The organism is Streptomyces sp. IBSBF 3136 (assembly GCF_036815105.1).
GTDB lineage: Bacteria > Actinomycetota > Actinomycetes > Streptomycetales > Streptomycetaceae > Streptomyces.
Genome location: NZ_JAJSZC010000089.1, coordinates 1 through 19734 on the forward strand (window position 1 = coordinate 1; position 19734 = coordinate 19734).

Below are 19734 nucleotides of genomic sequence, written 5' to 3' on the forward strand. Positions count from 1 at the left end.
GGACCGGGGCGGGGGCCATCGGGGCCGGGTGGTCCGGCGGCACCGCGCACCGGACTGCGACCTCCGTCTCACGCGCCGCGAGGTCGGCGTCGAGTCCGGGCGGAAGGGCCCGTTCCCAGGCATCGGCCCCAGACAACGGCCCGGCGACACCGTAGGCACCCTCCCGCGGATCGCCGACGGCCCCTTCCCGCCGCAGCAGTGTTGCCAGCTCTTCGCTTCGCGGGCGGTCCTGCGGTTCCTTCGCCAGGCAGCGGGCGACGAGTTGTGCCAGGCCGGCCGGTACGCCGTCGAGGCGGGCGTTCTCGTGCACTATGCGGTAGAGGAGCGAGGCCGCCGATGGCTGCTCGCCCGGTAGTTGGAACGGGCTGGTGCCCGTCGCGGCGAAGACGAGGACCGCCCCCAGGGAGAAGACGTCACCCGCTTCGGTGACGGTCCCCTGGGTGGCCTGTTCGGGGGCGAGATAGCCGGGGGAGCCGATGACGCCCCCGGTAGCCGTGTGGCGGGAGTCGTCGGCGGCCCGGGCGATACCGAAGTCGATGAGCATGGGCCGGGCCCGGCCCAACAGGACGTTGGACGGTTTGACGTCCCGGTGTGCGAGGCCGCAGGCGTGCACAGCGGCCAGCGCGGCAGCGAGTTCGCCGGCCAGGACACGTAGGGTGGCAGGCGGCAGCGGGCCGTGGACGGCGACCCAGTCGGCGAGGGCGGGTGCGGCGACATACTCGGTGGCCAGCCACTGGGGGCGGTGGCCGGGCGGGCTGAAGTCCACCACCGAGACGGTCCATGGGGACCGGACCTGGTCGCTGGCGCGGATCTCTCTGGAAAAGCGCGTCTCGAAGTCCGGGGCGGCGGTGAGGTCGGGACGAACCGTCTTGAGCGCCAGCGGGCGGCCCGTCGGGGTGCGAGACAGGTAGACCTGTCCCATGCCGCCGGCGCCGAGCCGCCCCAACAGTGGGTAGCCGCCGATCGCCGCCGGATCCGTGGACTCCAATGGCTGCACGTACGCCTCCCCCTGGTCACCTCACCCCGTGAGCACAGCAGAATACGGGTTTCTTGAACGCCGGGAATCGGCGGGAGGCACCGCTCAAAGCGGCTGCGGCTTCGGCCGATGACGACCAACTCCGGGGCCGTACCTTTCGTACATCCGGGAGCGCGCAGCCCTGGACGGCAGCCGACGCGTCAGCGCGACTCACCGCCGCCTGTCCGGATGGGCGACCACATCTCCGCTACGCCCGTCCCGTCCACGACGAAGGGGCGCGGTCCACTCGCCCCGAGGTCATCCATGAAGGAATTCTTCTCTGGGTGGCACGATATGACGAATGCCCAGTAGGCGAAGCTGGAGCCCTTGCTCCCGACCGGGCAGAAGTCCGGACGACCGCCGGCACACGCCAAGCGGCAGCTGACAGACGGCATACGGTGGCGCACCCGCGCCGGTGCTCCCTGGCGAAACGCGCCCGAGCGGTACCGACAAGCTCGCCGTCCGCTACGAGGCGACCGGGCTGGTCGCGGCCATCAAATGAATGGTTGTGACCTGCACGGTGGCGGGGACCTCGCGAGGCTGGGACGAGCTCAGGGCTGGTGACACATCACTCGATTCCGAGGGGTCCGATGCCCAGGTCCTCACGCATGAGGCGACGCATCTGCGCCATAGCCTTGCGCCGCCGCTCTATCAGGGGCGCGTCGTCGGCGGAGCCGACAGCCACTCCACGGGCGTAGGCGTCGCGGATCGCGCGCAGGCAGTGGAACGCCTCGTTCCCCGCCTCCACGACCTGCGGGGGGCCCACGAGCCAGAGGCGTTCGCTCGCCGTGTAGATGCCGGTGCCCCGCACGGCTTCCCGCACGGCCGCGTCCCGTGCCGACTCGGACATGTGGTCGCCCAGGGCGACGGCCCGTATCTCCTCACCCGCGGCTTTGAGGGCGGAAACATACTCCGTGTAGACCTCGCGCCGTACTTCCAGAGCGTGCCTGGCCTCCTCCCGCCGCCACCGGTTGCGATCGGCGATCAGAGTGGCTGCGATGCCGATGACGGCACCGGTCAGTGTGGAGAGCAGGGGCGTCCAGTCCATGTGTCGCAGCTTGTCGAAACCGGTGCGCCGGCACCAGTGCTTTCGCTACGCGGAGCTGTGGCGCCGGTTCAACGAACCCGACGTAAGGGCAGCACGCCCTCTCTACCCGGAGGTCATGAGCAGCCGACAACCGCGCCGGCGCCACCGTCACCCGCCGCCTGGCTCGACTGACGTGCAGAGAACCGGCGAGGGCTCGTAAGTGACGGGCACCGACCCTCCCAGCCACCGACGCCCATCAGATCTGACGTTTCATCAGAATCTTTACACAGAGAACCCTTTGTCTGCGAACGATTGGGGTGACACTCTCGGAACTCCCCCAAGCACGCTTCCGCCGCAACCTGGGCGGGCCCGGCGGAAGCGTGCACTTGCGAAGGAGGCCTCGTGGCACACCTGACTCGGGATGACGCCCTTGGTTGGCGGGATTCCAAGCGCTACCTCTGGCTCCTTGCGCTGGCTGTACCCACGCTCCCGTTTCAGGCGGGTGCGCTGGCCGGGCTGACTGGGCTCAGCGTCTTCTGGTGGTGGGGCCCGTTCTTCGCCTTCGCGCTCATCCCGGTCCTCGACCACGTCACAGGACGGGACAGCGCCAATCCGCCCGAGGCGGTGATGAAGACGCTGGAGAACGACCGCTACTACCGCTGGTGCACCTATCTCTACCTACCGCTGCAGTTCGGCGCCCTCGTATGGGCGTGCGGCGTGTGGGCCCACGGCGCACTGCCCCTCGCAGGAGATCTGGGGCTGGCCGCCACCACAGGGGTAGTGGCCGGTGTGGCCATCAACACCGCACACGAACTCGGCCACAAGCGGGAGCAGGTAGAACGCCGACTGAGCCGCATGGCTCTGGCCCAGAGCTGCTACGGCCACTTCTACGTCGAGCACAACCACGGACACCACATCCGGGTCGCCACTCCCGAGGATCCGGCGAGCTCGCGCATGGGAGAGAGTTTCTGGCGCTTCCTCCCCCGCGCCGTACTGGGCAGCGTCCTTTCCGCATGGCACCTGGAACGGCGCCGGCTCGCTCGACGCGGGCGTCCGGTGTGGAGCCGACACAACGAGGTCCTGAGCGCGTGGGCCATCACCGTCGCGCTGTTCGGCGCGCTCGGCGCGGTGTTCGGCTGGAAGGTTCTGCCTTACCTGCTTCTCCAAGGAGTTCTCGGTTTCTGCCTTCTGGAGTCCGTGAACTACTTGGAGCACTACGGGCTGTTGCGCCAGCGCCGTCCGGACGGCCGCTACGAACGGGTGTCGCCCCAGCACAGCTGGAACAGCAACAACACGATCAGCAACCTTTTCCTGTTCCAACTCCAACGGCACTCCGACCACCACGCCAATCCGCTGCGCCGCTACCAGACCCTGCGCCACTTCGACGAGGCGCCGCAGCTCCCCTCCGGGTACGCCACGATGATCGTGCTCGCCTGGTTCCCCCCGCTGTGGCGACGGGTGATGGACCCCCGGCTGCTAGCCCACTACTCGGGGGACGTCCGACGAGCGAACCTGCGTCCCGCGCTGCGCGGTCGGCTGACCCCGAGCGCCCAGGGGCCGTCCGGCGGTGCACCGAGCCGAACCTGACCGGGACACCGGGCCGCCCTACGGCGGACGGCAGGCCCGGTTCGCATCGCGCGCTCACCTCTCTTCGGCGCCCGGCAGGGCCTGAGCGGACGTAGGACCGCGCGGCTGTCGGTCACCGGCCCGCCGGCGTGTCTGCTCGGATCGCAGCCGTCGACAAGGCGGTCCGAGAGACCCTCAACGTCACACCGGTCACGTCGAGGTGCCGGGTGCCAATCTCACCGACCGGGTCCGTGTATCGCCGTGCCATGACCAGGAAGGCCCACTTCAACTACGCGTTCCGCCGTCCTCCGGCTTGAGGCGGAACGGTGTGATCACCACTCCGGCGAACCTCTGCTGTACCGCTTCGGTCAGGAGCGCCTGCTCCTCGTCCCGGCGGCCCCGGATGCCGCACACCACAAGTGCAGGCCGAGACCGCGCAGTTTCTCTTGCAGGGTCGCCACGAGCTGGGCGCGGAAGGGGTTGGCGATGTCAGGCACGATCAGTGCTACCAGGCTGGATCGGCCGGTGCGCAGACTGCGCGCGGTGGCGTTGACGGTGAAGCCCAGCTCAGTGATCGCGGTCTGGACCGCGGCCCGCGTCTCGGGGTTCACCGGACGCTCGCCGGAGAGCACATACGAGACCGTGGCGGACGATACTCCGGCCGCACGGGCGACATCGGCCATGGTGACTCGCTCGCCCACTGGGCTTCCTCCTCCCGAACCGTCACTCCACCTTCACGGCCGCTGCCCCGGTGGCAGCGCTCTGTCCGGATGCCTGGTGGGCGCGGCACGCCACGCGGCCCTTACGGCGTCCCCAGCACCGCGCATGCCGCCCGGGCTACCCGGGTCGAGGTTTCGCCCGGATCCGGCGCCGGCAGCAGCATGTGGCTGACGGCCAGCCGAACGACGATGTCTGCTGCCTCGTTACGGCGACTTTCCGGCGCCCCTGGCACGACCTCGCCGAGCCAGGCGGCCACCAGGCGCCACGCCTGGGAGAAGACCGGTTCGGGTCTGCTGGTGAGGAACGGCAACAGCGCGTCGGTACCCCCGCGGGCGGCGGTCACCACGGCCCGGATGAAGGGGTTGCGCGCCGCTTCGCCCAGGGCGTGTCCGACGCCGGCTTCCAGGGCGGCGGCGACGTCGTCACGGTGGCCGGCCAACACGTCGGCCACCCCCATGAGGAATCGCTCCGTCTCGCGGTGCACCAGCGCTGTGCCGATCCCGGCGCGGTCGCCGAACTCGGCGTAGATGGAAGGGCGGGAGACCTCCGCGCGCTGGGCAAGATCGGCCACGCGGACGCGGTCCCAGCCGGCCTCCGAGGCGAGCTGCCAGGCCTCTTCCAGTACCCGCGCACGCATTTGTTTGCGCCAGGCCACGCGAGGTGGGTCGGGCGGTTGGGCAGTCGTGGGCCGGGCTCCGTCGAGGGGAGGGTCTGATCGCATGCGGCCAGTGTCCGACACGCTTGTCCGACCCCGCAGCCGGATGCCGGCCACCCGGGCAGCGGTGCCTCTTACGGTCGTTACCCGGAGCGCTGTCCCCCGGCGCCGGCGGGACCTAGAGGCGGACTGATGGCTGCATCCGCTGCCGCATAGATCGACTTGCCGGACACGCTGGGAAAGGGAGAGGCGGGACCGCGGCTTTCGAAGCCGTCACGCGACGCCGCTCCCCCGGCCATCTCCCAACAGCTCTCCGACCTTGCACTTTTGCCTCGGCCTCGGTTGCCCAGGCGGCGTGATCACGTACACGTCCGCACCAGCGAACAACTCACCGAGGACGGTGTCGCCCGCGGCGCTGGGCGCCCTGGCCCGTACGCCTCCCCCGCTGGACTTTGTCGGGTAAGCAACCACGGCGGCGATGTCCTCCGCCTGGCCGTAGTGGCCGAGAGCGGGGCCTCCGCGCTGTTCCAGGCGCGAGTACATGGTGATGCCGGTGTCGTCCAGGCGACGGGTGAGATGGTCGCCCATGCGTGCGGTGATTTGCAGCACAAGGTCCTCCACCTCACCGGGTAGCGAACACTTCGGCGATCGTCCGCTGGACCGGGTGACCAGACCCGCTCCGGAACACCCCTGTGGCGGCCGTGACGCGGTGTCGGCCGCTCCGCTCGGCGGTGCGGCATATGTGATGGCTGTATGTGGGTTCCGGGTGTGGCTTGCATAGCTGGCGTGGGTGCGGGACTGTTGCCGTACGGCATCTAATTTTCCGGAAGAGAAGGGTGGTGAGGTACGCACGATGCGTGCCTCCGCTTGTGAGTGCTTCCCGCGGTTCACCCGCCCGCCCGCGCAGCGCCGACGACAAAGTCGGTGCCACGTGGGGTAACGCCCCCTACCCCGTGCTGGTCATCGACCGGCACAGCAGCCTCGTACACCTCAACGAGGCCGCCCGGGCCCTCCTGCCGGACGCGATAAGCGGCGCTGCGCTGCACGAGGCGGCACCCTCCTGGCTGACCGACGCACACGAACGAGTCACCGACGGGCAAGGCGTCGGCCCCGTCACCGGGTACATCAGCGATCGCTTCTTCGAAGCGCACCCCACCGCCTCCAGTGGCGGTGACGTGGTGTGGTGGCTGGTCGACGCCACCGACCGCCGCCTGGCCGAAACCGCCCTGCGGAGCGCGGAAGAACGATCCGCCATTCTTTCCCAGGCGTCGTCGACCCTGCTGTCGACGATGAACGTGCCCCGCTGCACGGAAGTGGCCGCTTCCATGGCCGCGGAGCATCTCGCCGAGGCAGCCGTCCTCGTGGCCCCCGCGCAGGGACGGCGCTACCCCCTGACCCATGCCCGCCGGGGCGGACCGGTCACGCAGATCACTCAGCAGATCGATCCAGGCAGCGTGCCCGGGCTGACCGAGGCCCTGCAGGGCTTCCCCCCGGTGCCCGCCCGCTGGATAGATCCCCGCGCGATCCCGGACTGGGTCATCCCGGAGGGCTTCGCCGGGCCGGTCGGCTCGGTGATCGTCACTCCTCTGCCAGGACACGGTGTGCCCGCGGGGGTCCTCATCCTGCTGCGCTCGAGCACCGAGCAGGCGTTCACCGAAAGCGAGGAGGTCTTCGCCCGGCTCTTCGCCGCCCGGGCCGGCGCCGCTCTGTCGGCCGCCCGCCTGTACGCCGAACAGGCCGTCATCACCACGACGTTGATGCACGAGCTGCTGCCCCCGACCCTGAGCCGCGTGCACGGGGTCGACTACGCCGGCAGCTATCGCGCATCCCAGGACCACGAACGGGTCGGCGGTGATTTCTACGACGTCCACCTCGGCACCGCCCCGTCCGATGAGACCCTCGTCGTCCTTGGCGACGTCGCGGGAAAGGGCTTGGACGCAGCCGTGTTGACCGGCAAGATCCGCAACACCCTGCATGCCCTGCTCCCCCTGGCCGACGACCATCAACGCCTCCTCGACCTGCTCAACGGCGCCCTGCTCACCTCCCACCACACCCGCTTCGCCACCCTCGTCCTGGCCTCGGTACGCCGTCGCGCAGGCAAGGCTCACCTGCGGCTGACCAGCGCCGGTCACCCGCCGCCGCTCATCGTCCGCGCCGACGGAACCGTTGAAGAGGTACCCACCCGGGGAACGTTGGTCGGTGCGCTGCCGAAGGCGTCCGCCCGGACCGTGAAGACGGTACTGAACCCGGGCGAGACGTGCCTGCTGTACACGGACGGCATCACCGAGGCCCGGGGCGGCCCGCTGGGTGATGAGCTGTTCGATGAGCAGCGGCTGCAAAGGGCTCTGGCCGGATGTGCGGGAATGCCCGCCGAAGCGATCGTGGAACGCGTGCAGATGCTGGCAGCCCAATGGCTGGGCGGAGGCCCGCACGACGACATGGCCGTCGTCGCGATCAGTGCGCCCAGGACAGGCACGCTGCGCGTGGTCAACGGGCGTGCCGACAACAGGAACCGCCGTGCAAACTACGGGAGTACCGGGTGAGCGCGGCGAAGGTGCGGGATCAGTTGTGGCAGGCGGTGGCCGAGGGGGACGAGGACGTCGCCGTCGACATCCTGCGCGACGCCCTGGCCGAAGGCATCGACGACGAGACCCTGCTCCTCGATGTCATCGCCGGGGTCCAGGAGAAGGTTGGCACCGAGTGGGCCGCCGACCGCATCACCGTCGCCCAGGAACACGCGGCGACCGCCATCAACGAACGTGCCATGGCCGCCCTCTCCCACCGCACCCCTGAAAGTACGCGTGCCGCTTCGCGGCGCGGCCGGGTGACTGTGAGCTGCGTGGACGGCGAGTGGCACGCCTTTCCTGCCCGGCTGGTCGGCGAGACGCTGCGGCTGCGCGGCTGGCAGGTCGACTACCTGGGCGCCCAGACACCCACCCCGCACCTGATCGCCCACCTGCACCAGACCGACCCGGAGGCGGTCCTGCTGTCGGGATCGATCCCGACCCGTTTGCCCACCGCCCACGCGGCCATCACCGCCTGCCAGGCCATAGGCGTACCCGTCATGGCCGGCGGTCGCGCCTTCGGCCCCGACGGCCGCTACGCCCGATCCCTGGGCGCCGACCAGTGGGCGGCCGACGCCCGCGGCGCTGCCGACGCCCTGGAAGCCGGCGTCCCCCGGCCCCGCGCCGCCGCGGTCCGCCAGGTCGTCGACGACCTGCCGCACCTTGCCGACCAGGAGTACACCTTGGTCACCCGAACACGCTCCCAGCTGGTCAAACAGAACCTCCGCGAGCTTGACAACCGCTTCCCCGCGATGCGCTCCTACACCGATGCGCAACGCGAGCGCACCGCCGAGGACCTCGCCCACATCGTCGACTTCCTCGCCACCGCTCTCTACGTCGACGACCCCGAGGTGTTCAGCAGCTTCCTGACATGGACGGCGGACATACTCGAAGCCCGCACCGTACCCGTCCACTCCCTCATCACCGGGCTCGGCCTCCTGGCGGAGCAACTCCACGACTTCCCCCGCGCCCTGGTGCTCATCCGGCAGGGCACCACCGCCCTGACCGAGCACGCCACCCGTCCCGCCCGCGGCCGCACCACCCCCGCATGACCAACCTGCCCTTCACCGAATTCACCGTCACCGCACACTGCGAACCGCCCGGACTGATCGTCCGGCTCACAGGCGACTTCGACCACGACACCAGCGACGAACTCCTCGACACCGTCACCAGCCACCACGCACTCCGTGACGTGCGCCTGGACTTCGGCGAGCTGACCTCGATCGACTCCTCAGGTCTCTCGGCCCTGCTGATGATCCACCGCCACACCAGCGCCGCCGGTGCCGCCCTTCATCTGGACAGCCGGCCCGGCTTCCTCGACCGCATGCTCCACCTCACCAACGTCCTGGACCACCTCACCGCCCCGCCGTAGCGCGGCGGGCGGCCCCGGCCGGTGAGCAGCCGGCTCATCACACCCCTCGCACGAGCGCTGAAGAACGACCGCACGATCGAATCGGGGAAGTGCGGTTCGCCGGGCGAACCGGGCCCGACGGTTCTTTCCCGCGCCGCCGTGAGAGCTTTGGCTCCGTCGAGGATCCGGTCGAGGCCGAAGTCGAGCGGGTCGATGCCGGGCGGGTCGATGCCGGGCGGGTCGAAGGCTGCGTCGGCGACGGCCCTGACGAGGGCGGGGAAGTCGTCGGCGTGTCGGGCGGGCAGTTCGCCGGTGAGCCGGTCCCACTCGCGGTCGTGCTCCTCGTCGTGATCGCACCGCTGCTGGGCGAGGTAGCGAGGTTACGGACGTGGCCGACGAGAAGGAGGAAGAACCTGGTGCGCGCCGTCCGGCTCGGAGTCAACAGCGCCTGCCTGGTCCTGGTCGCCCTGATCGCGCTCGCCGTCGGCAGCGAACTCGTCATCGCCCATCCCGCCGGCCACGGCTCGACCACCCTCGCCCTTCTGCTCTTCGGCGCTCCCGCCCTCTACCTCGCCACCACCGCCTGGTTCTTCGGCACCAGTACTCGCCGTCACCGCGGCGGCCACCGTCCTGGCGGGGGGGGCGGGCGGGGCACACTGCCGGCGCCGGCCTTGCTCAGCCCGCCCGGAGCAGGGACCAGCACGCATCCGCGGTGAGAACGTCCAGGTCGGGTTCCGTGTCCGCCGCCCAGGCCGCGTAGCCGTCGGGGCGGACCAGGACGGCGCCGGGCAGGCCGCTCGCCGGCTGGGCCGGGACGGCGCCGAGGCCGGGCGGGAGGATTCCGGCGGTGTCGAGCAGGACGGGCCGACCGGAGCGGAAGAGCGCAGGGTCGAGTCCGGGAACCCGGTGACCCGTCAGCGGGTGGGTGCCGGGCAGGTCGTAGGCGTGCGAGAGGCCCGACATCAGCCCGGCCAGGTGCCGATTGGTGTCGGGCAGGCGCATCAGGCCGGTGAAGACCTCACGCAGTTCGACCACGTCCGCACTGGGCCGGGGTGCGGCGAAGACCCGTTGCGCCTGGGTGATGTGCACAACCCAGGCTCCGGCGGGGTGGCGCTCGGTGTGATAGGTGTCCAGGAGGTCCGCCGAGGCGTTCCCCCGCAGAACGGCCGCCAGCTTCCACCCCAGGTTGAAGGCGTCTTGTATGCCGAGGTTCAGGCCTTGGCCGCCGTACGGCGGGTGGATGTGCGCCGCGTCGCCGGCGAAGGACACGCGCCCTGCTCGGTAGTTGTCTATCTGCCGGGTGGCGTCGCTGAATCGGGAGGCGTTCTCCATCTCGGCCGGCACGGTCTGCTCGCCGTACACGTGGCGCAGCAGAGCGGCGATCTCCTGGAGCGTCACTGGCTCGTCCTTGGCCAGCTCGTCCCCGTCCAAGCGTCCGCCGGTGAACCGGTAGCGCTCCCCGCCGAGCGGTAGCAGCATTCCCCAGCCGTCCTCGGCCTCCCGGGTGAGGGTGCTGATGTGCCCTTGAGCGGTGGGCACGAGGTCGGATGCCGACGCCAGCCGGACATCGGCCAGCACCGCTGTGAAGGTTCCCGGTCTGCCGGGGAAGGGCACGCCGAGCAGCTTCCTCACTGTGCTGTGCGCGCCGTCGCAGGCCACGAGGTGGCGGGCTTGGACGCGCTGGCCGCCGGCGGTCACCGTCACGCCCTGGTCCGACTGGTGCACGGAGGTGACCGGAGTGTCGCGCAGCACCTTGACCCCCAGCTCGGTGGCGCGGTCCTCCAGCACTTCCTCGATCTCCCACTGCGGGAGCGAGAGTACGTGGGGGTGCGCGGTGTCCCACACCGTGCAGTCCAGCGGCACCGGCAGCAGAGCGAAGTGGCCGCCCAGCGGCTCGCGCGACGTGGCCCGTGCCTGCATCGGCTCCAGCAGACCGCGCAGTTCCAGGAGCTCCTGGGTGCGCGGCTGGATCGCGCCGCCCTTCGTCTGCCGGATGCGGTGCGGCAGTCGCTCCAGCACCACGGTGTCGACTCCGGCGAGGGCCAGTTCGCAGGCCAGCGTCAGTCCGGTGGGCCCGGCGCCCACGACGATCACATCGGTCATCGCTCCTCCAATTTCTTCATCGAGAGCAAAAGTACACCGAGTGCAGAAAGTATCCAAGTGCAGTTTTCGGCTATCATGGCGCCATGACAGGGCTGCGCGAACGTAAGAAGGCACGCACGCATGCCGCCATCTCGGAGGCGGCCATCGCACTCTTCCTGGAGCACGGCTTCGACCAGGTGTCGGTGGCGCAGGTAGCTGAGGCCGCGGAGGTGTCCAAGCGGACCGTGTTCGCCTACTTCCCCGCCAAGGAGGATCTCGTCGTCCACCGCTTCGCCGACCACGAGGACGAACCCGCCCGGTTGGTGCGCACACGCCCCCCGGGCGCACACCCCCTGGACGTCCTGCGCGACCACTTCTTGCGGGGGCTGCGCGAACGCGATCCGGTCACCGGCCTCAACGACCTCCCGCAGATCCTCGCGTTCACGCGCATGGTGAACCAGACGCCGGCGCTGCGGACGAGAGCCGTCAGCTTCCAGGAGGGATCCGGGCGCATGCTCGCCCAGGCCCTGCAAGACACCCCGCAGCTCCCCAGCCTCACCGCACGCTTGGCGGCCACGCACATCGTGAGTACACACTGGCTGCTGTCGATGGACAACTTCCGGGCCCTGGACGGCGGTCGGTCCGCCGACGAGCGCTACCCGCAGGCGGTAGACGACGCCGAACACGCCTTCACGCTGCTGGCGGAGGGACTGGCCAGGCTCCTGTGACTCGCCAAGCCGCCTCCTCGCGCGGCCTCAAGCGGACGTCTCGCAGATCAGCCGTGTGCGGGAGTCGCGGCCCCTACCGGCCCAGGGCGTGCGTCGCCATGCGGAGGGAGGCTTCATTTCCTCTATCACCAGTAGAGGTAAGGCAGCAGACGAGACGAGCATCAAGGTAAGTACAGCCCCGCGGGAGCGACTCGCCCAACTGGCCGCCGAGCAAGGCTAACCATCAGCAGCGTGTCGGAGGACCTCGCGCAGGGCACCCCGACCGAGGCCGAGTACGCCGAGCTGGGCCGCGCCGAGCCCGGAGGCTGAAGCGAAGGCCCGCGCCCTGCCGGAGCACCTGGACGCTGCTCAGCACGACCCGAAGGACCCGTTCAACGAGGCGGTCGCCGCCTTCTACATCCAGGCCTCCGGCGGGCTCGGTAATCCTCTATGCGCCGATGCTGTCGCTGACGGCCGGCGACACCGACGCCGCGGTCACCGCGTTCCCTCCCCGTTCCCCTAGGCGGGAGCGGAAGCCATACCGCCCTGCGCAGCGTCCGCCAAGCGGCTTCACCGCCTGCCTGACCGGCGGTGACGCGGACGGCAAGCGGACATGCATGGCTGTCGCTGGCGGCATGGACTTCCGTACGCAGGCCGCCTCGCGAGCGTCCGAGCCCGTGATCGTCGGGTTCGGCCTGGTTAAGCGGCCCCCTTCCTTGCTCCTGCTGCAAGCGGTGGGTCCGGCAGACGGTGGAGTCCAGCGACACGGTCCAGCCGATGTCGTCGCCGGCGTCCCGGCGTCCCCCACTGCCAGCACTGCGGCGAGGATCCGCTCCCAAGTTCCATCAACGGCACACCGGTTCGAGCAGCTCCACTCCAGGAAACGACGGGACCCTCTTGCAGTACGACGTCCGGTTGCCGAAGCGGCCCACGGTATGCGGCTGCAGGAAGCACGGCACGCGCCGGAGAAGGCGCTGTTCCACGGTCACCGGGGCAGGTATCGCGCGGCGCGCTCCCGCAACGCCAACTGTCGAGCGCCGTCATCACACTGGGAGCCGAGCCCTCGGAAACCTCCCTAGGCGGGTCCCGTCTGCGCGCGAAAATAATTTGATTGAGCGTGCAACCACACATGTTCTCCATGAGTCATACATGCACAGCACACGTTCTATCTCCAAGAGGAACCCATGACTCAGCAGTACCCGCAGCAGCCGCCCCCGCCCGGCTGGAACGGTCAGCAGCAGCCGCCCGTGCAGCCGCCGGCCGGATGGGGCGGCCCCGGCGCACCCCAGCAGATGTGGGGACCGCCGCAGCCCCCGAAGAAGTCCAGCGCCGGGAAGATCATCGGGTTCGGATGCCTCGGCGTCGTCGCCCTGTTCGTCCTGATCGGCATCATCGGCGCGGTCGCGAGCGGCGGCAGCGACTCCACCGACAAAAGCAACAAGGACAAGGCCATCACGACGGCCAGCGGCGAGCCGAAGGCCGACCAGTCCCAGAAGGCGCCCGCCAAGGAGAAGAAGCCCGCCCAGGGGAGCAAGTCCCAGGCTGAGCAGTTCCAGGCGTGCGTTGCCAAGTCCGGTACGCCCACCGAGAAGGCCGCGGTCAAGCACGTGACGAAGGTGACCGGCACCGACAAGCGCAATGACATCCTCGACGCGGCCGAGGTGTGGACCGACTACACCGGCGGTCTCATGAGCGGCAACTCGGGCAACGCGAAGCTGATCGCGTCCGCGTTCACGTCCTGCTACGAGTCGAAGAACGGACTCGTGAGCATCTACGGCAAGGACGGCGACCTGATCGCCAACGCCAACTACTGACGCTGTCGTATGTACCGGCCCCGCCGATCCGTGACGGCGGGGCCTGCCCATTCCGTATACCTGGGTGGACCACGACCGACCGTCATCTGCCGAGCAGCAGGCCCACAGCCGCGCCAGGGACGTACAGACCCCTGCTGCACGCGATCCCATCGATCTGGGGGCTGCGGCGACTGCCCGGCCGCAGTCCGGCTCGGAAGAGAAGCTCGAGCCCTGCCAGGCAGCACGCTATGTGTCAGTGGGACGCGTGAGTGGCTGGAAGCAGGCGACCACGTCTTTGCCACGAGGACACCGGTGGGCCTGCCAGGTATCGGCGAGAGCTTCGACCAACAGCAGACCGCGACCCCCGGTGGCACCGGCGTCGGGGTGTCGCTGTTCTGGCAGCCGTGGCGAGGCATCGTGCACCGTCACATGCAGGCACTCCTGGTCCCATGTGAGGATCAGCTGTGCCGCGCTGCGGGCGTGCACGTGAGCGTTGGTGACCAACTCGGAAACAGCCAAAACCACCGAGTCCACCAGGTCGGGGGCCGTAGCTTCCCAGCCGAGCGTCGCCAGATGCGCGCGTGTCCAGTCCCTCGCCTCCTTCGCTCCACTGCTCACCGGCAGCGAGCGCGCCCATCCCACAGCCCTCAACGACGACTCTTCTGTCACTGTCTCCTCCTCCACGGACCGCCGTACTTGTCCCGTCTGCCCCGGATCAGCCGACGCAAAGTCCTCAGTCCCGGCCTCGGTGAAACGTGCTCGTATTGCCGGAGCACCGGCCGGCCGCCTCCGAGGCGAGCACTCATCTGGTTCCCCCCGGCTGGAAGCACACCGCCGCGCAGCTGTCCCCTTGCTGACCGAGGCGATGACGATGCCGGCTGCGCCAGGAAGCAGCGCGGTGGTGCAGGCGGCGGGCACGGAAGCGTGGCCGTGCGGCGGAAGGCTTCGACCTTCAGTTACCCACGAGTTCACCGACACCGACTGAAGAACACCTCTAACCTGCTTCACATGGCTGAGGAACCGACGAACAGCGACTTACCGGACTCCGCCCCCACCACCGGCGACAGCAACACCCCGGCCTCCAGGACCGGCGACAGCACCACCCCGTCCCCCACCACCGGCGACAGCGACACCCCGGCCAGTGAGACACAGGCCATCGCCGCCTCGGTCCTCACCGCCAGCCGGGCACTCGTGGCCCTCCTTACGTTGATCATCGCCGGCACCACCCTGTATCTGACGTTCCGGAGTGATGACAGGGACACCGCAGAAGCGCAGGAGCGGGAGCGTGTTTACGCGAACGAGGTCGGCTTCTACCGGACACCGGACCAGGCGGCGGTCGCGAACGGCAGCACGCACTTCATGTCCATGCGTCTCGTGCTCCCCTCGAAGCACGTGTGGTGGGATCTGCAAGGCCCGCAGCCTTGCAAGCAAGTCTGGATTCCCTTTCATTCGCTGATCTCCGGGATGCACGAGAAACTCCCCCACCTGTCCCTTGCCGAGTCCGACCTGGAGGACCTCGAACTCAGGTTCAAAGACCCTGCAGGGCACGCCTGGTCCCTCGACCGCACAGGCGCCCTGTCGTCTACCCCGTGGACGGCATCCACGGGAGGGACAGGCACGCAGCTTGATCGCTCCGACCTGCTTTTCAACCCGGACGAGCCCTGGACGACGACCGCCCGGGTTGCGGCCGGGTGCGGCCCCGCGTGACGCCCGGGCAAACCGAACCATCGAGCACTCCGACTGGTCGTCCCCACGTCATGCGCGAGTCAATCAGGCCGTGCAGGACCCCTCCCGTTTGAACACGCGGGCGGCCACGGGGGTGAGTTGGAGTGGCGGTGCGCTTCGTCCGCAGGCGAGCAGCTCTGAGCGGTGGTCACTGCCCGTGGGGCACTCGCTCATGAGGGTGGGCCTCAACACGGGTCACGGTGACGGTGACGGCCACCGCTTCCGCGGCGCTCTGGTCCCGGAGGTGAGCCAGGACAGCGGACCGAACATGGTCGTGGACATTGCGGGCTGCGTCCAGCACGCGGTTCCCCTGGGCCACCGCGCAGCGCACCTCGATGCGCCATCCCGAGCCGTCTGGCGCATGCTCGGCGCGCACGCCTGCTCGGGATGGCGTGTGCTCCATGACCGTCTGCGGCAGCACGGGCGAGACGGCCTCGGTGAGGCGGCGGGCAAGTCTGGGCTGCAGGCCGACCACGCCGGGGACGGCGAGCGCCGCCTCTGCGACTGCCGTGAGAAGAGCAGCCGTGTGGGTGCCGGCCATCACGTACCGCCGGAGGTGGGCTGCCCGGACTCGGCGGGGCCGGAGGGCGGGGCAGGGTCCAGGAGATCGGTCACGGTGATGTCGACGGTCGTCACCTCGAGACCGATGGTGTGCTCGGCGACGTGCAGGACTGATCGGCGTACCGCGTCGATGCGGTTCGGCAGCGGCCGGTCGAGGCCGGCAACGACGGTCAGGGTCACCGCCACACGCTTGGTCCCGGCAACGTCTTCCGCGGGGGCCAGCCGACAGGCCGCGGCCTTGACGCCGGGCACATCGTCGGCGGCTTGGCGCAACAGCTTGGCCGCGGCGCTCTCGGCTATGCGCAGATCCCGGTCCGGGTCGGCCAGGGGGAGCATCCGTCCCAGCCGGACCTCGGCCGTGACGACGCTCATGACGCGGTCGGTGAGTCCCTGCAGATGGGCAGGTGCCCGGCTGCGCAGGGCCCACGTCGCCGCCTTGAGCGTGGCCACTGACGCCATGACCTCGCCGCAGAAGGGGCACGTCATGGTGTGCGGGTCCTCGACCGGTGCCGGGTCGAGCGCCTGGTCCCAGACTTGGCTGAGCAGCCGGCCGCAGGTCAGTTCCGCGTCCCGCGCGAGGGGGTCGTCTATCGCCATGGGGCCATCGCCTCCTTCAGCAACAGGCGCGCCCTGAACAGTCTGCCCCGCACCGTGGGCTCACTGCTATGGGTCACATGAGCGATCTCCTCGTAAGAGAGGCCCTGGAGTTCTCGGAGGATCCAGCACAGCCGCTGCCCCGCCTCCAGTTCGTCGAGCGCGCAGGTCAGGGCGGCGGCGGCCGCGTCCTGCTCGGCGGCCCTGGCGGGCGAGTTCCCCGTGTTGTCCGCCGCCAGTTCGGTGGCGGCGTCCAGGGGGACGGTGGGCCGTCGGCGGCGGCGCATGGTCAGGCAGCGGTTGACGGTGATCCGGTACATCCAGGTGTGGAACTCCGCCCGGTGGTGGTAGTCGGGCAGGCGCCGCCAGGCGCTGATGAAGGCGTCCTGGACGGCTTCCTCCGCGTCCTGGGCGTTGCCGAGCGTGTAGTACGCCAAGGTGAGAAGGGGACGGCTGTGCCGACGGACAAGGACAGCGAATGCGTCCTCGTCTCCTTCGGCGGCCCGCACGGTCAGTACACCGTCCGGCAGGTCGCTCTCCCACGGTTCGGAACCGGTCCGCTCGTTCATGCCGCCTCGGCTTACGGCTTTCGGGACTGCCGCCTACCCACTCCACGCAATGTGACGCACATCACATGAATCAGGTGTGAGGAGCGTGCCGACCGGGTCGTCCAACCTCCATGACAGGCCTCGCGCGGAGGCACGCCGAACGATCGAGGCGATCCGCCATGACGGACAACAGCATCAGCACCAGTCAAGGTGCCCGGGCCGCTGGGGGCGAAAGCGTGTTGCAGGGCAGGAGCGGAGCGGGGGCTCCGGCGGAGACGCGGGGCAAGACGACCGTCGCGGACAGCGTGGTGGCCAAGATCGCCGGTATGGCCGCCCGCGAAGTACTGGGCATCCACAAGCTCGGAGGCGGGATGGCCCGGGCGCTCGGCGCGATGCGGGGGCGCGTCCCGGGCACGGGCGGCGGTGTCACCCAGGGCGTCAAGGTCGAGGTCGGCGAGAGGCAGGCCGCGGTGGACCTCGACGTCGTCGTGGAGTACGGCGTCTCCATCGTCGACGTCGCCGGCGAGGCGCGTACCAACGTGATCACCGCGGTGGAGCGGATGACGGGCCTGGAGGTTGTCGAGGTGAACATCGCCGTCGCTGACGTACACCTGCCCGACGAGGAAGAGGAGTCCGGCGACCAGGAGGGGCGCGTGAGGTGACCCGCCCGGTGATCGACCGCTGCCAGGTGCGGGCGGCAGATCACCTGCGGGCCCTCCACGCCGGAGACGGATGAGTGAGTCATGAACACAGCCACCACGGGCCTCGCCGCCGGCATGGCGCTGGGCTTCGCCGGATACTTCGGCGGCTTCTGGGCTTTCCTGTTGGTCCTGGTCCTGGGCGCTGCCGGTCTTGTCGCCGGCCTGGTCCTGCAGGGCGATCTGGACCTCCGCGCGCGGAGGCAACGGTGAACGCCCTTCCTGAACCCGTCGCCTTCCCAGGAGATCGGGCCGGCCCATCGCGCACTGCCACTCTGCCGCCACCGGCCGAGCGAGGCGCGACCATCGTCCCGGACAAAGTGGTCGGCCGGATCGCCGCCGAGGCCGGCCGTGTCGCGCTGCGGCACTGTGCGGCCGTACCGCCTGACAGGGGCCCGGGGGCGGCGCCCAGCGCCTCCGCTGTCGGACACGCCGGATCCGTGCGTCTCCACCTGTCCGTGGACCTGCCCTATCCCAGCGACCTCGCGCGCGTCTGCGAACGGGTCCAGCACGATGTCGCCAACCGGGTGGCCCAGCTGACCGGGATGCGCGTTGCCGAGGTCACTCTCACCATCCGGCGGCTGGTGACCGCACCCGGTCCGGGCCGCAGGCGGGTGCGGTGAACGACGGCGCGCCACGCAGCACGCCGCAGGTGAAGGAGGGCCCCATGGACCATGCCCCCGATACCGCCGGGCCGGCAGGGCACGCGGCGCCGCACACGAGGGCGTCAGGCACTCCGGACATCTGGCGCGCCACCCACCGTCCGTGGTCCGCGCGTCGGGTCCCGGCAGCGGTGGTCGCGTGTGTGATCGTGGTGGCGGCAGGTGCGGCGCTGATCGACGTCGTCGCCGTGCGGGCGGGACGCCGGGCAGCGGCCTGGCGGCGGGAGGTGGCCGACGCCCTGGCCACCCGTCCCGTGGACGATGTGTGGATGCTCACCGGGGCGGCCCTCGCGGTCGTCGTCGGACTGTGGCTCGTCGTCCTGGCGCTCACCCCGGGTCTGCGGCGTCTGATGCCCATGCGGTCCCCGGCAAAGGTGCGTGCACAGCTGGACCGCGGCAGTGCCGCCGTTCTTCTGCGTGACGCAGCCCTGCGGGTGCCCGGCGTCCGCACCGCGCGCATCCGCATGGGCCGCCACCGCATCCGGGCACGCGTCGATGTCCACTTCCGCGCTCCGCAGCAGGTGAAAACCGACCTCACCGCCGCTCTCGGCGACGAACGCGACCGGCTCGCCCTTTCCCATCCCCCGCGGATCGCCGTCCGCGTTCGGCAGCGGAGCCTTCGATGAGCACCGAGCACCGGAGCGTGCCATGACGCAGCGTCCCGTCCTCAACCGCGTCCTGCTGGGCGTCACCGGTCTGGTCCTGCTGGGCGGCGGGCTGCTGATCATCGCCGCCGGGTGCGACCTGTACCGGCGGCTGGAGCTGACACCGCCCGCCGGCTGGCCCCTGACGGCCCCCCACGACGTCCTTGTCGGTTCCGCCGACCGGGCCCGCTGGAGTAGCCAGGGCTGGTGGTGGCCCGCGGTGATCGCCGCTTTGACCCTCGTCGTCCTGCTCGCGCTGTGGTGGCTGCTCGCCCAGCTCAGTCGGCACCGTCCCTCGGCGGTGCCCGTCGGCACAGACCGAGCGCAACAAGGCGTCGAGCTCAGCCACGGTGCTCTCAGCGACGCGATCGCGGAGGAAGCCGGCTCCCTGCCGGGCATCGACCGGGCGAAGGTCCGTCTCACCGGCCACCCGGCCCGCCCTCGCGCCGACATCACCCTCACCCTCCACCCGGCGACAGCACCCGACGCCACCCTCGACGCCCTGGCCGAGGGCCCCCTGGGCAACGCCCGCCGGTGCACCGGCCGCGACGACCTCTTCGCCGACACCCGCCTGCTCGTCACTCACCACAAGCCCCACCGCGTGGCCTAGGCCTTTGCATCGCCCCACTGTCATCGCGCGGATGAGCGGCCCCGAATGACACCGCGCGGTTTGGTCGTCGCGGGAGGAGCGAGAGCCTCAGCGCGGATGCGGGCGCAGGTGCGGGCTGATGAGCGCGACTTCTTCGGGCGCAGGTGCGGCTGATGAGCGCGACTTGTTCGGTGTAGTCGCCGCGATCAACGCCTCCGGCGACCGCCGGCTCG

At 70.0% G+C, this 19734-nt stretch carries 24 protein-coding genes; 14 read left to right on the forward strand and 10 right to left on the reverse strand.

What is annotated here, in order from left to right; translation table 11 throughout:
• The coding region (locus tag V7E45_RS20070) for a serine/threonine-protein kinase (RefSeq protein ID WP_333775569.1) at nt 1–997 on the reverse strand (997 nt) is incomplete at its 3' end.
• A gap of 336 nt (nt 998–1333) precedes the next feature.
• Between V7E45_RS20070 and V7E45_RS20075 the strand changes: the two genes are divergently transcribed.
• Complete coding sequence (locus tag V7E45_RS20075) at nt 1334–1579, forward strand: transposase (protein WP_333775599.1); 246 nt, start codon at nt 1334–1336, stop codon at nt 1577–1579.
• Nucleotides 1580–1583: 4 nt separating this feature from the next.
• Here V7E45_RS20075 and V7E45_RS20080 read toward each other — a convergent pair whose 3' ends face one another.
• Entirely contained in the window at nt 1584–2063 is a 480-nt protein-coding gene (locus tag V7E45_RS20080; protein WP_333775570.1) for a hypothetical protein, read from the reverse strand.
• 381 nt (nt 2064–2444) lie between these two features.
• Between V7E45_RS20080 and V7E45_RS20085 the strand changes: the two genes are divergently transcribed.
• The gene (locus V7E45_RS20085; protein WP_333775571.1) at nt 2445–3629 is read left to right on the forward strand and encodes an alkane 1-monooxygenase; all 1185 of its coding nucleotides are present in this window, start codon (nt 2445–2447) and stop codon (nt 3627–3629) included.
• Nucleotides 3630–3976: 347 nt separating this feature from the next.
• Here the strand turns inward: V7E45_RS20085 and V7E45_RS20090 are convergent, their stop codons facing one another.
• From V7E45_RS20090 to V7E45_RS20100, 3 genes are all read right to left on the reverse strand, one after another.
• Complete coding sequence (locus V7E45_RS20090) at nt 3977–4309, reverse strand: LacI family DNA-binding transcriptional regulator (RefSeq protein WP_333775572.1); 333 nt, start codon at nt 4307–4309, stop codon at nt 3977–3979.
• 101 nt (nt 4310–4410) lie between these two features.
• Nucleotides 4411–4983 (reverse strand): TetR/AcrR family transcriptional regulator, encoded by a 573-nt coding sequence (locus V7E45_RS20095; protein ID WP_333775573.1) that lies wholly within the window; start codon nt 4981–4983, stop codon nt 4411–4413.
• A gap of 273 nt (nt 4984–5256) precedes the next feature.
• Nucleotides 5257–5592: a hypothetical protein gene (locus V7E45_RS20100; protein ID WP_333775574.1), complete on the reverse strand. Its 336-nt coding sequence runs from the start codon at nt 5590–5592 to the stop codon at nt 5257–5259.
• Between the two features lie 260 nt (nt 5593–5852).
• On the opposite strand from V7E45_RS20100, the gene V7E45_RS20105 reads away from it, so the two are divergent.
• The 4 genes from V7E45_RS20105 (at nt 5853) to V7E45_RS20120 (ending at nt 9614) form a co-directional block, all read left to right on the forward strand.
• Entirely contained in the window at nt 5853–7526 is a 1674-nt protein-coding gene (locus V7E45_RS20105) for a PP2C family protein-serine/threonine phosphatase (protein ID WP_443056104.1), read from the forward strand.
• A complete protein-coding gene (locus tag V7E45_RS20110) occupies nt 7523–8599 on the forward strand; it encodes a cobalamin B12-binding domain-containing protein (protein WP_333775576.1) in 1077 nt (358 codons plus the stop codon). Before V7E45_RS20105 ends, V7E45_RS20110 begins: the two co-directional genes overlap by 4 nt.
• Nucleotides 8596–8919, forward strand: coding sequence for an STAS domain-containing protein (locus V7E45_RS20115; protein ID WP_333775577.1), 324 nt, complete (start codon nt 8596–8598; stop codon nt 8917–8919). The genes V7E45_RS20110 and V7E45_RS20115 overlap by 4 nt, the downstream gene beginning before the upstream one ends.
• 269 nt (nt 8920–9188) lie before the next feature.
• Nucleotides 9189–9614, forward strand: coding sequence for a hypothetical protein (locus V7E45_RS20120; RefSeq protein WP_333775578.1), 426 nt, complete (start codon nt 9189–9191; stop codon nt 9612–9614).
• Here V7E45_RS20120 and V7E45_RS20125 read toward each other — a convergent pair.
• The gene (locus tag V7E45_RS20125; protein ID WP_333775579.1) at nt 9574–11001 is read right to left on the reverse strand and encodes an FAD-dependent oxidoreductase; all 1428 of its coding nucleotides are present in this window, start codon (nt 10999–11001) and stop codon (nt 9574–9576) included. The two genes, V7E45_RS20120 and V7E45_RS20125, sit on opposite strands and share 41 nt — an antisense overlap.
• A gap of 83 nt (nt 11002–11084) precedes the next feature.
• Here V7E45_RS20125 and V7E45_RS20130 point away from each other — a divergent pair, with 83 nt between their 5' ends.
• Both V7E45_RS20130 and V7E45_RS20140 read left to right on the forward strand, forming a co-directional pair.
• On the forward strand, nt 11085–11708 hold the full coding sequence (locus tag V7E45_RS20130) for a TetR/AcrR family transcriptional regulator (protein WP_333775580.1): 624 nt from the start codon (nt 11085–11087) through the stop codon (nt 11706–11708).
• Between the two features lie 1163 nt (nt 11709–12871).
• On the forward strand, nt 12872–13501 hold the full coding sequence (locus V7E45_RS20140) for a hypothetical protein (RefSeq protein WP_333775581.1): 630 nt from the start codon (nt 12872–12874) through the stop codon (nt 13499–13501).
• Nucleotides 13502–13726: 225 nt separating this feature from the next.
• Here the strand turns inward: V7E45_RS20140 and V7E45_RS20145 are convergent, their stop codons facing one another.
• Entirely contained in the window at nt 13727–14149 is a 423-nt protein-coding gene (locus V7E45_RS20145; RefSeq protein WP_333775582.1) for an ATP-binding protein, read from the reverse strand.
• A 339-nt stretch (nt 14150–14488) separates the two neighbouring features.
• On the opposite strand from V7E45_RS20145, the gene V7E45_RS20150 reads away from it, so the two are divergent.
• The gene (locus tag V7E45_RS20150; protein ID WP_333775583.1) at nt 14489–15187 is read left to right on the forward strand and encodes a hypothetical protein; all 699 of its coding nucleotides are present in this window, start codon (nt 14489–14491) and stop codon (nt 15185–15187) included.
• A 166-nt stretch (nt 15188–15353) separates the two neighbouring features.
• On the opposite strand, the gene V7E45_RS20155 is transcribed toward V7E45_RS20150, so the two are convergent.
• From V7E45_RS20155 to V7E45_RS20165, 3 genes are read right to left on the reverse strand one after another with little or no spacing between them, the layout of a single operon-like run.
• Nucleotides 15354–15746 carry a hypothetical protein gene (locus tag V7E45_RS20155; protein ID WP_333775584.1) on the reverse strand — a complete coding sequence of 131 codons (393 nt, stop codon included), beginning with the start codon at nt 15744–15746 and terminating at the stop codon, nt 15354–15356.
• The gene (locus V7E45_RS20160) at nt 15746–16363 is read right to left on the reverse strand and encodes a hypothetical protein (protein ID WP_333775585.1); all 618 of its coding nucleotides are present in this window, start codon (nt 16361–16363) and stop codon (nt 15746–15748) included. Before V7E45_RS20160 ends, V7E45_RS20155 begins: the two co-directional genes overlap by 1 nt.
• Nucleotides 16354–16929 carry an RNA polymerase sigma factor gene (locus V7E45_RS20165; protein WP_333775586.1) on the reverse strand — a complete coding sequence of 192 codons (576 nt, stop codon included), beginning with the start codon at nt 16927–16929 and terminating at the stop codon, nt 16354–16356. The genes V7E45_RS20160 and V7E45_RS20165 overlap by 10 nt, the downstream gene beginning before the upstream one ends.
• Before the next feature lie 158 nt (nt 16930–17087).
• Here V7E45_RS20165 and V7E45_RS20170 point away from each other — a divergent pair, with 158 nt between their 5' ends.
• The 5 genes from V7E45_RS20170 (at nt 17088) to V7E45_RS20190 (ending at nt 19522) form a co-directional block, all read left to right on the forward strand.
• A complete protein-coding gene (locus tag V7E45_RS20170; protein WP_333775587.1) occupies nt 17088–17570 on the forward strand; it encodes an Asp23/Gls24 family envelope stress response protein in 483 nt (160 codons plus the stop codon).
• 81 nt (nt 17571–17651) lie between these two features.
• A complete protein-coding gene (locus V7E45_RS20175) occupies nt 17652–17819 on the forward strand; it encodes a hypothetical protein (protein ID WP_333775588.1) in 168 nt (55 codons plus the stop codon).
• Nucleotides 17820–18046: 227 nt separating this feature from the next.
• Nucleotides 18047–18229: a hypothetical protein gene (locus V7E45_RS20180; protein WP_333775589.1), complete on the forward strand. Its 183-nt coding sequence runs from the start codon at nt 18047–18049 to the stop codon at nt 18227–18229.
• Between the two features lie 188 nt (nt 18230–18417).
• On the forward strand, nt 18418–18894 hold the full coding sequence (locus tag V7E45_RS20185) for a DUF6286 domain-containing protein (RefSeq protein WP_333775590.1): 477 nt from the start codon (nt 18418–18420) through the stop codon (nt 18892–18894).
• Nucleotides 18895–18916: 22 nt separating this feature from the next.
• The gene (locus V7E45_RS20190; protein WP_333775591.1) at nt 18917–19522 is read left to right on the forward strand and encodes an alkaline shock response membrane anchor protein AmaP; all 606 of its coding nucleotides are present in this window, start codon (nt 18917–18919) and stop codon (nt 19520–19522) included.
• Nucleotides 19523–19734: the final 212 nt, after the last annotated feature.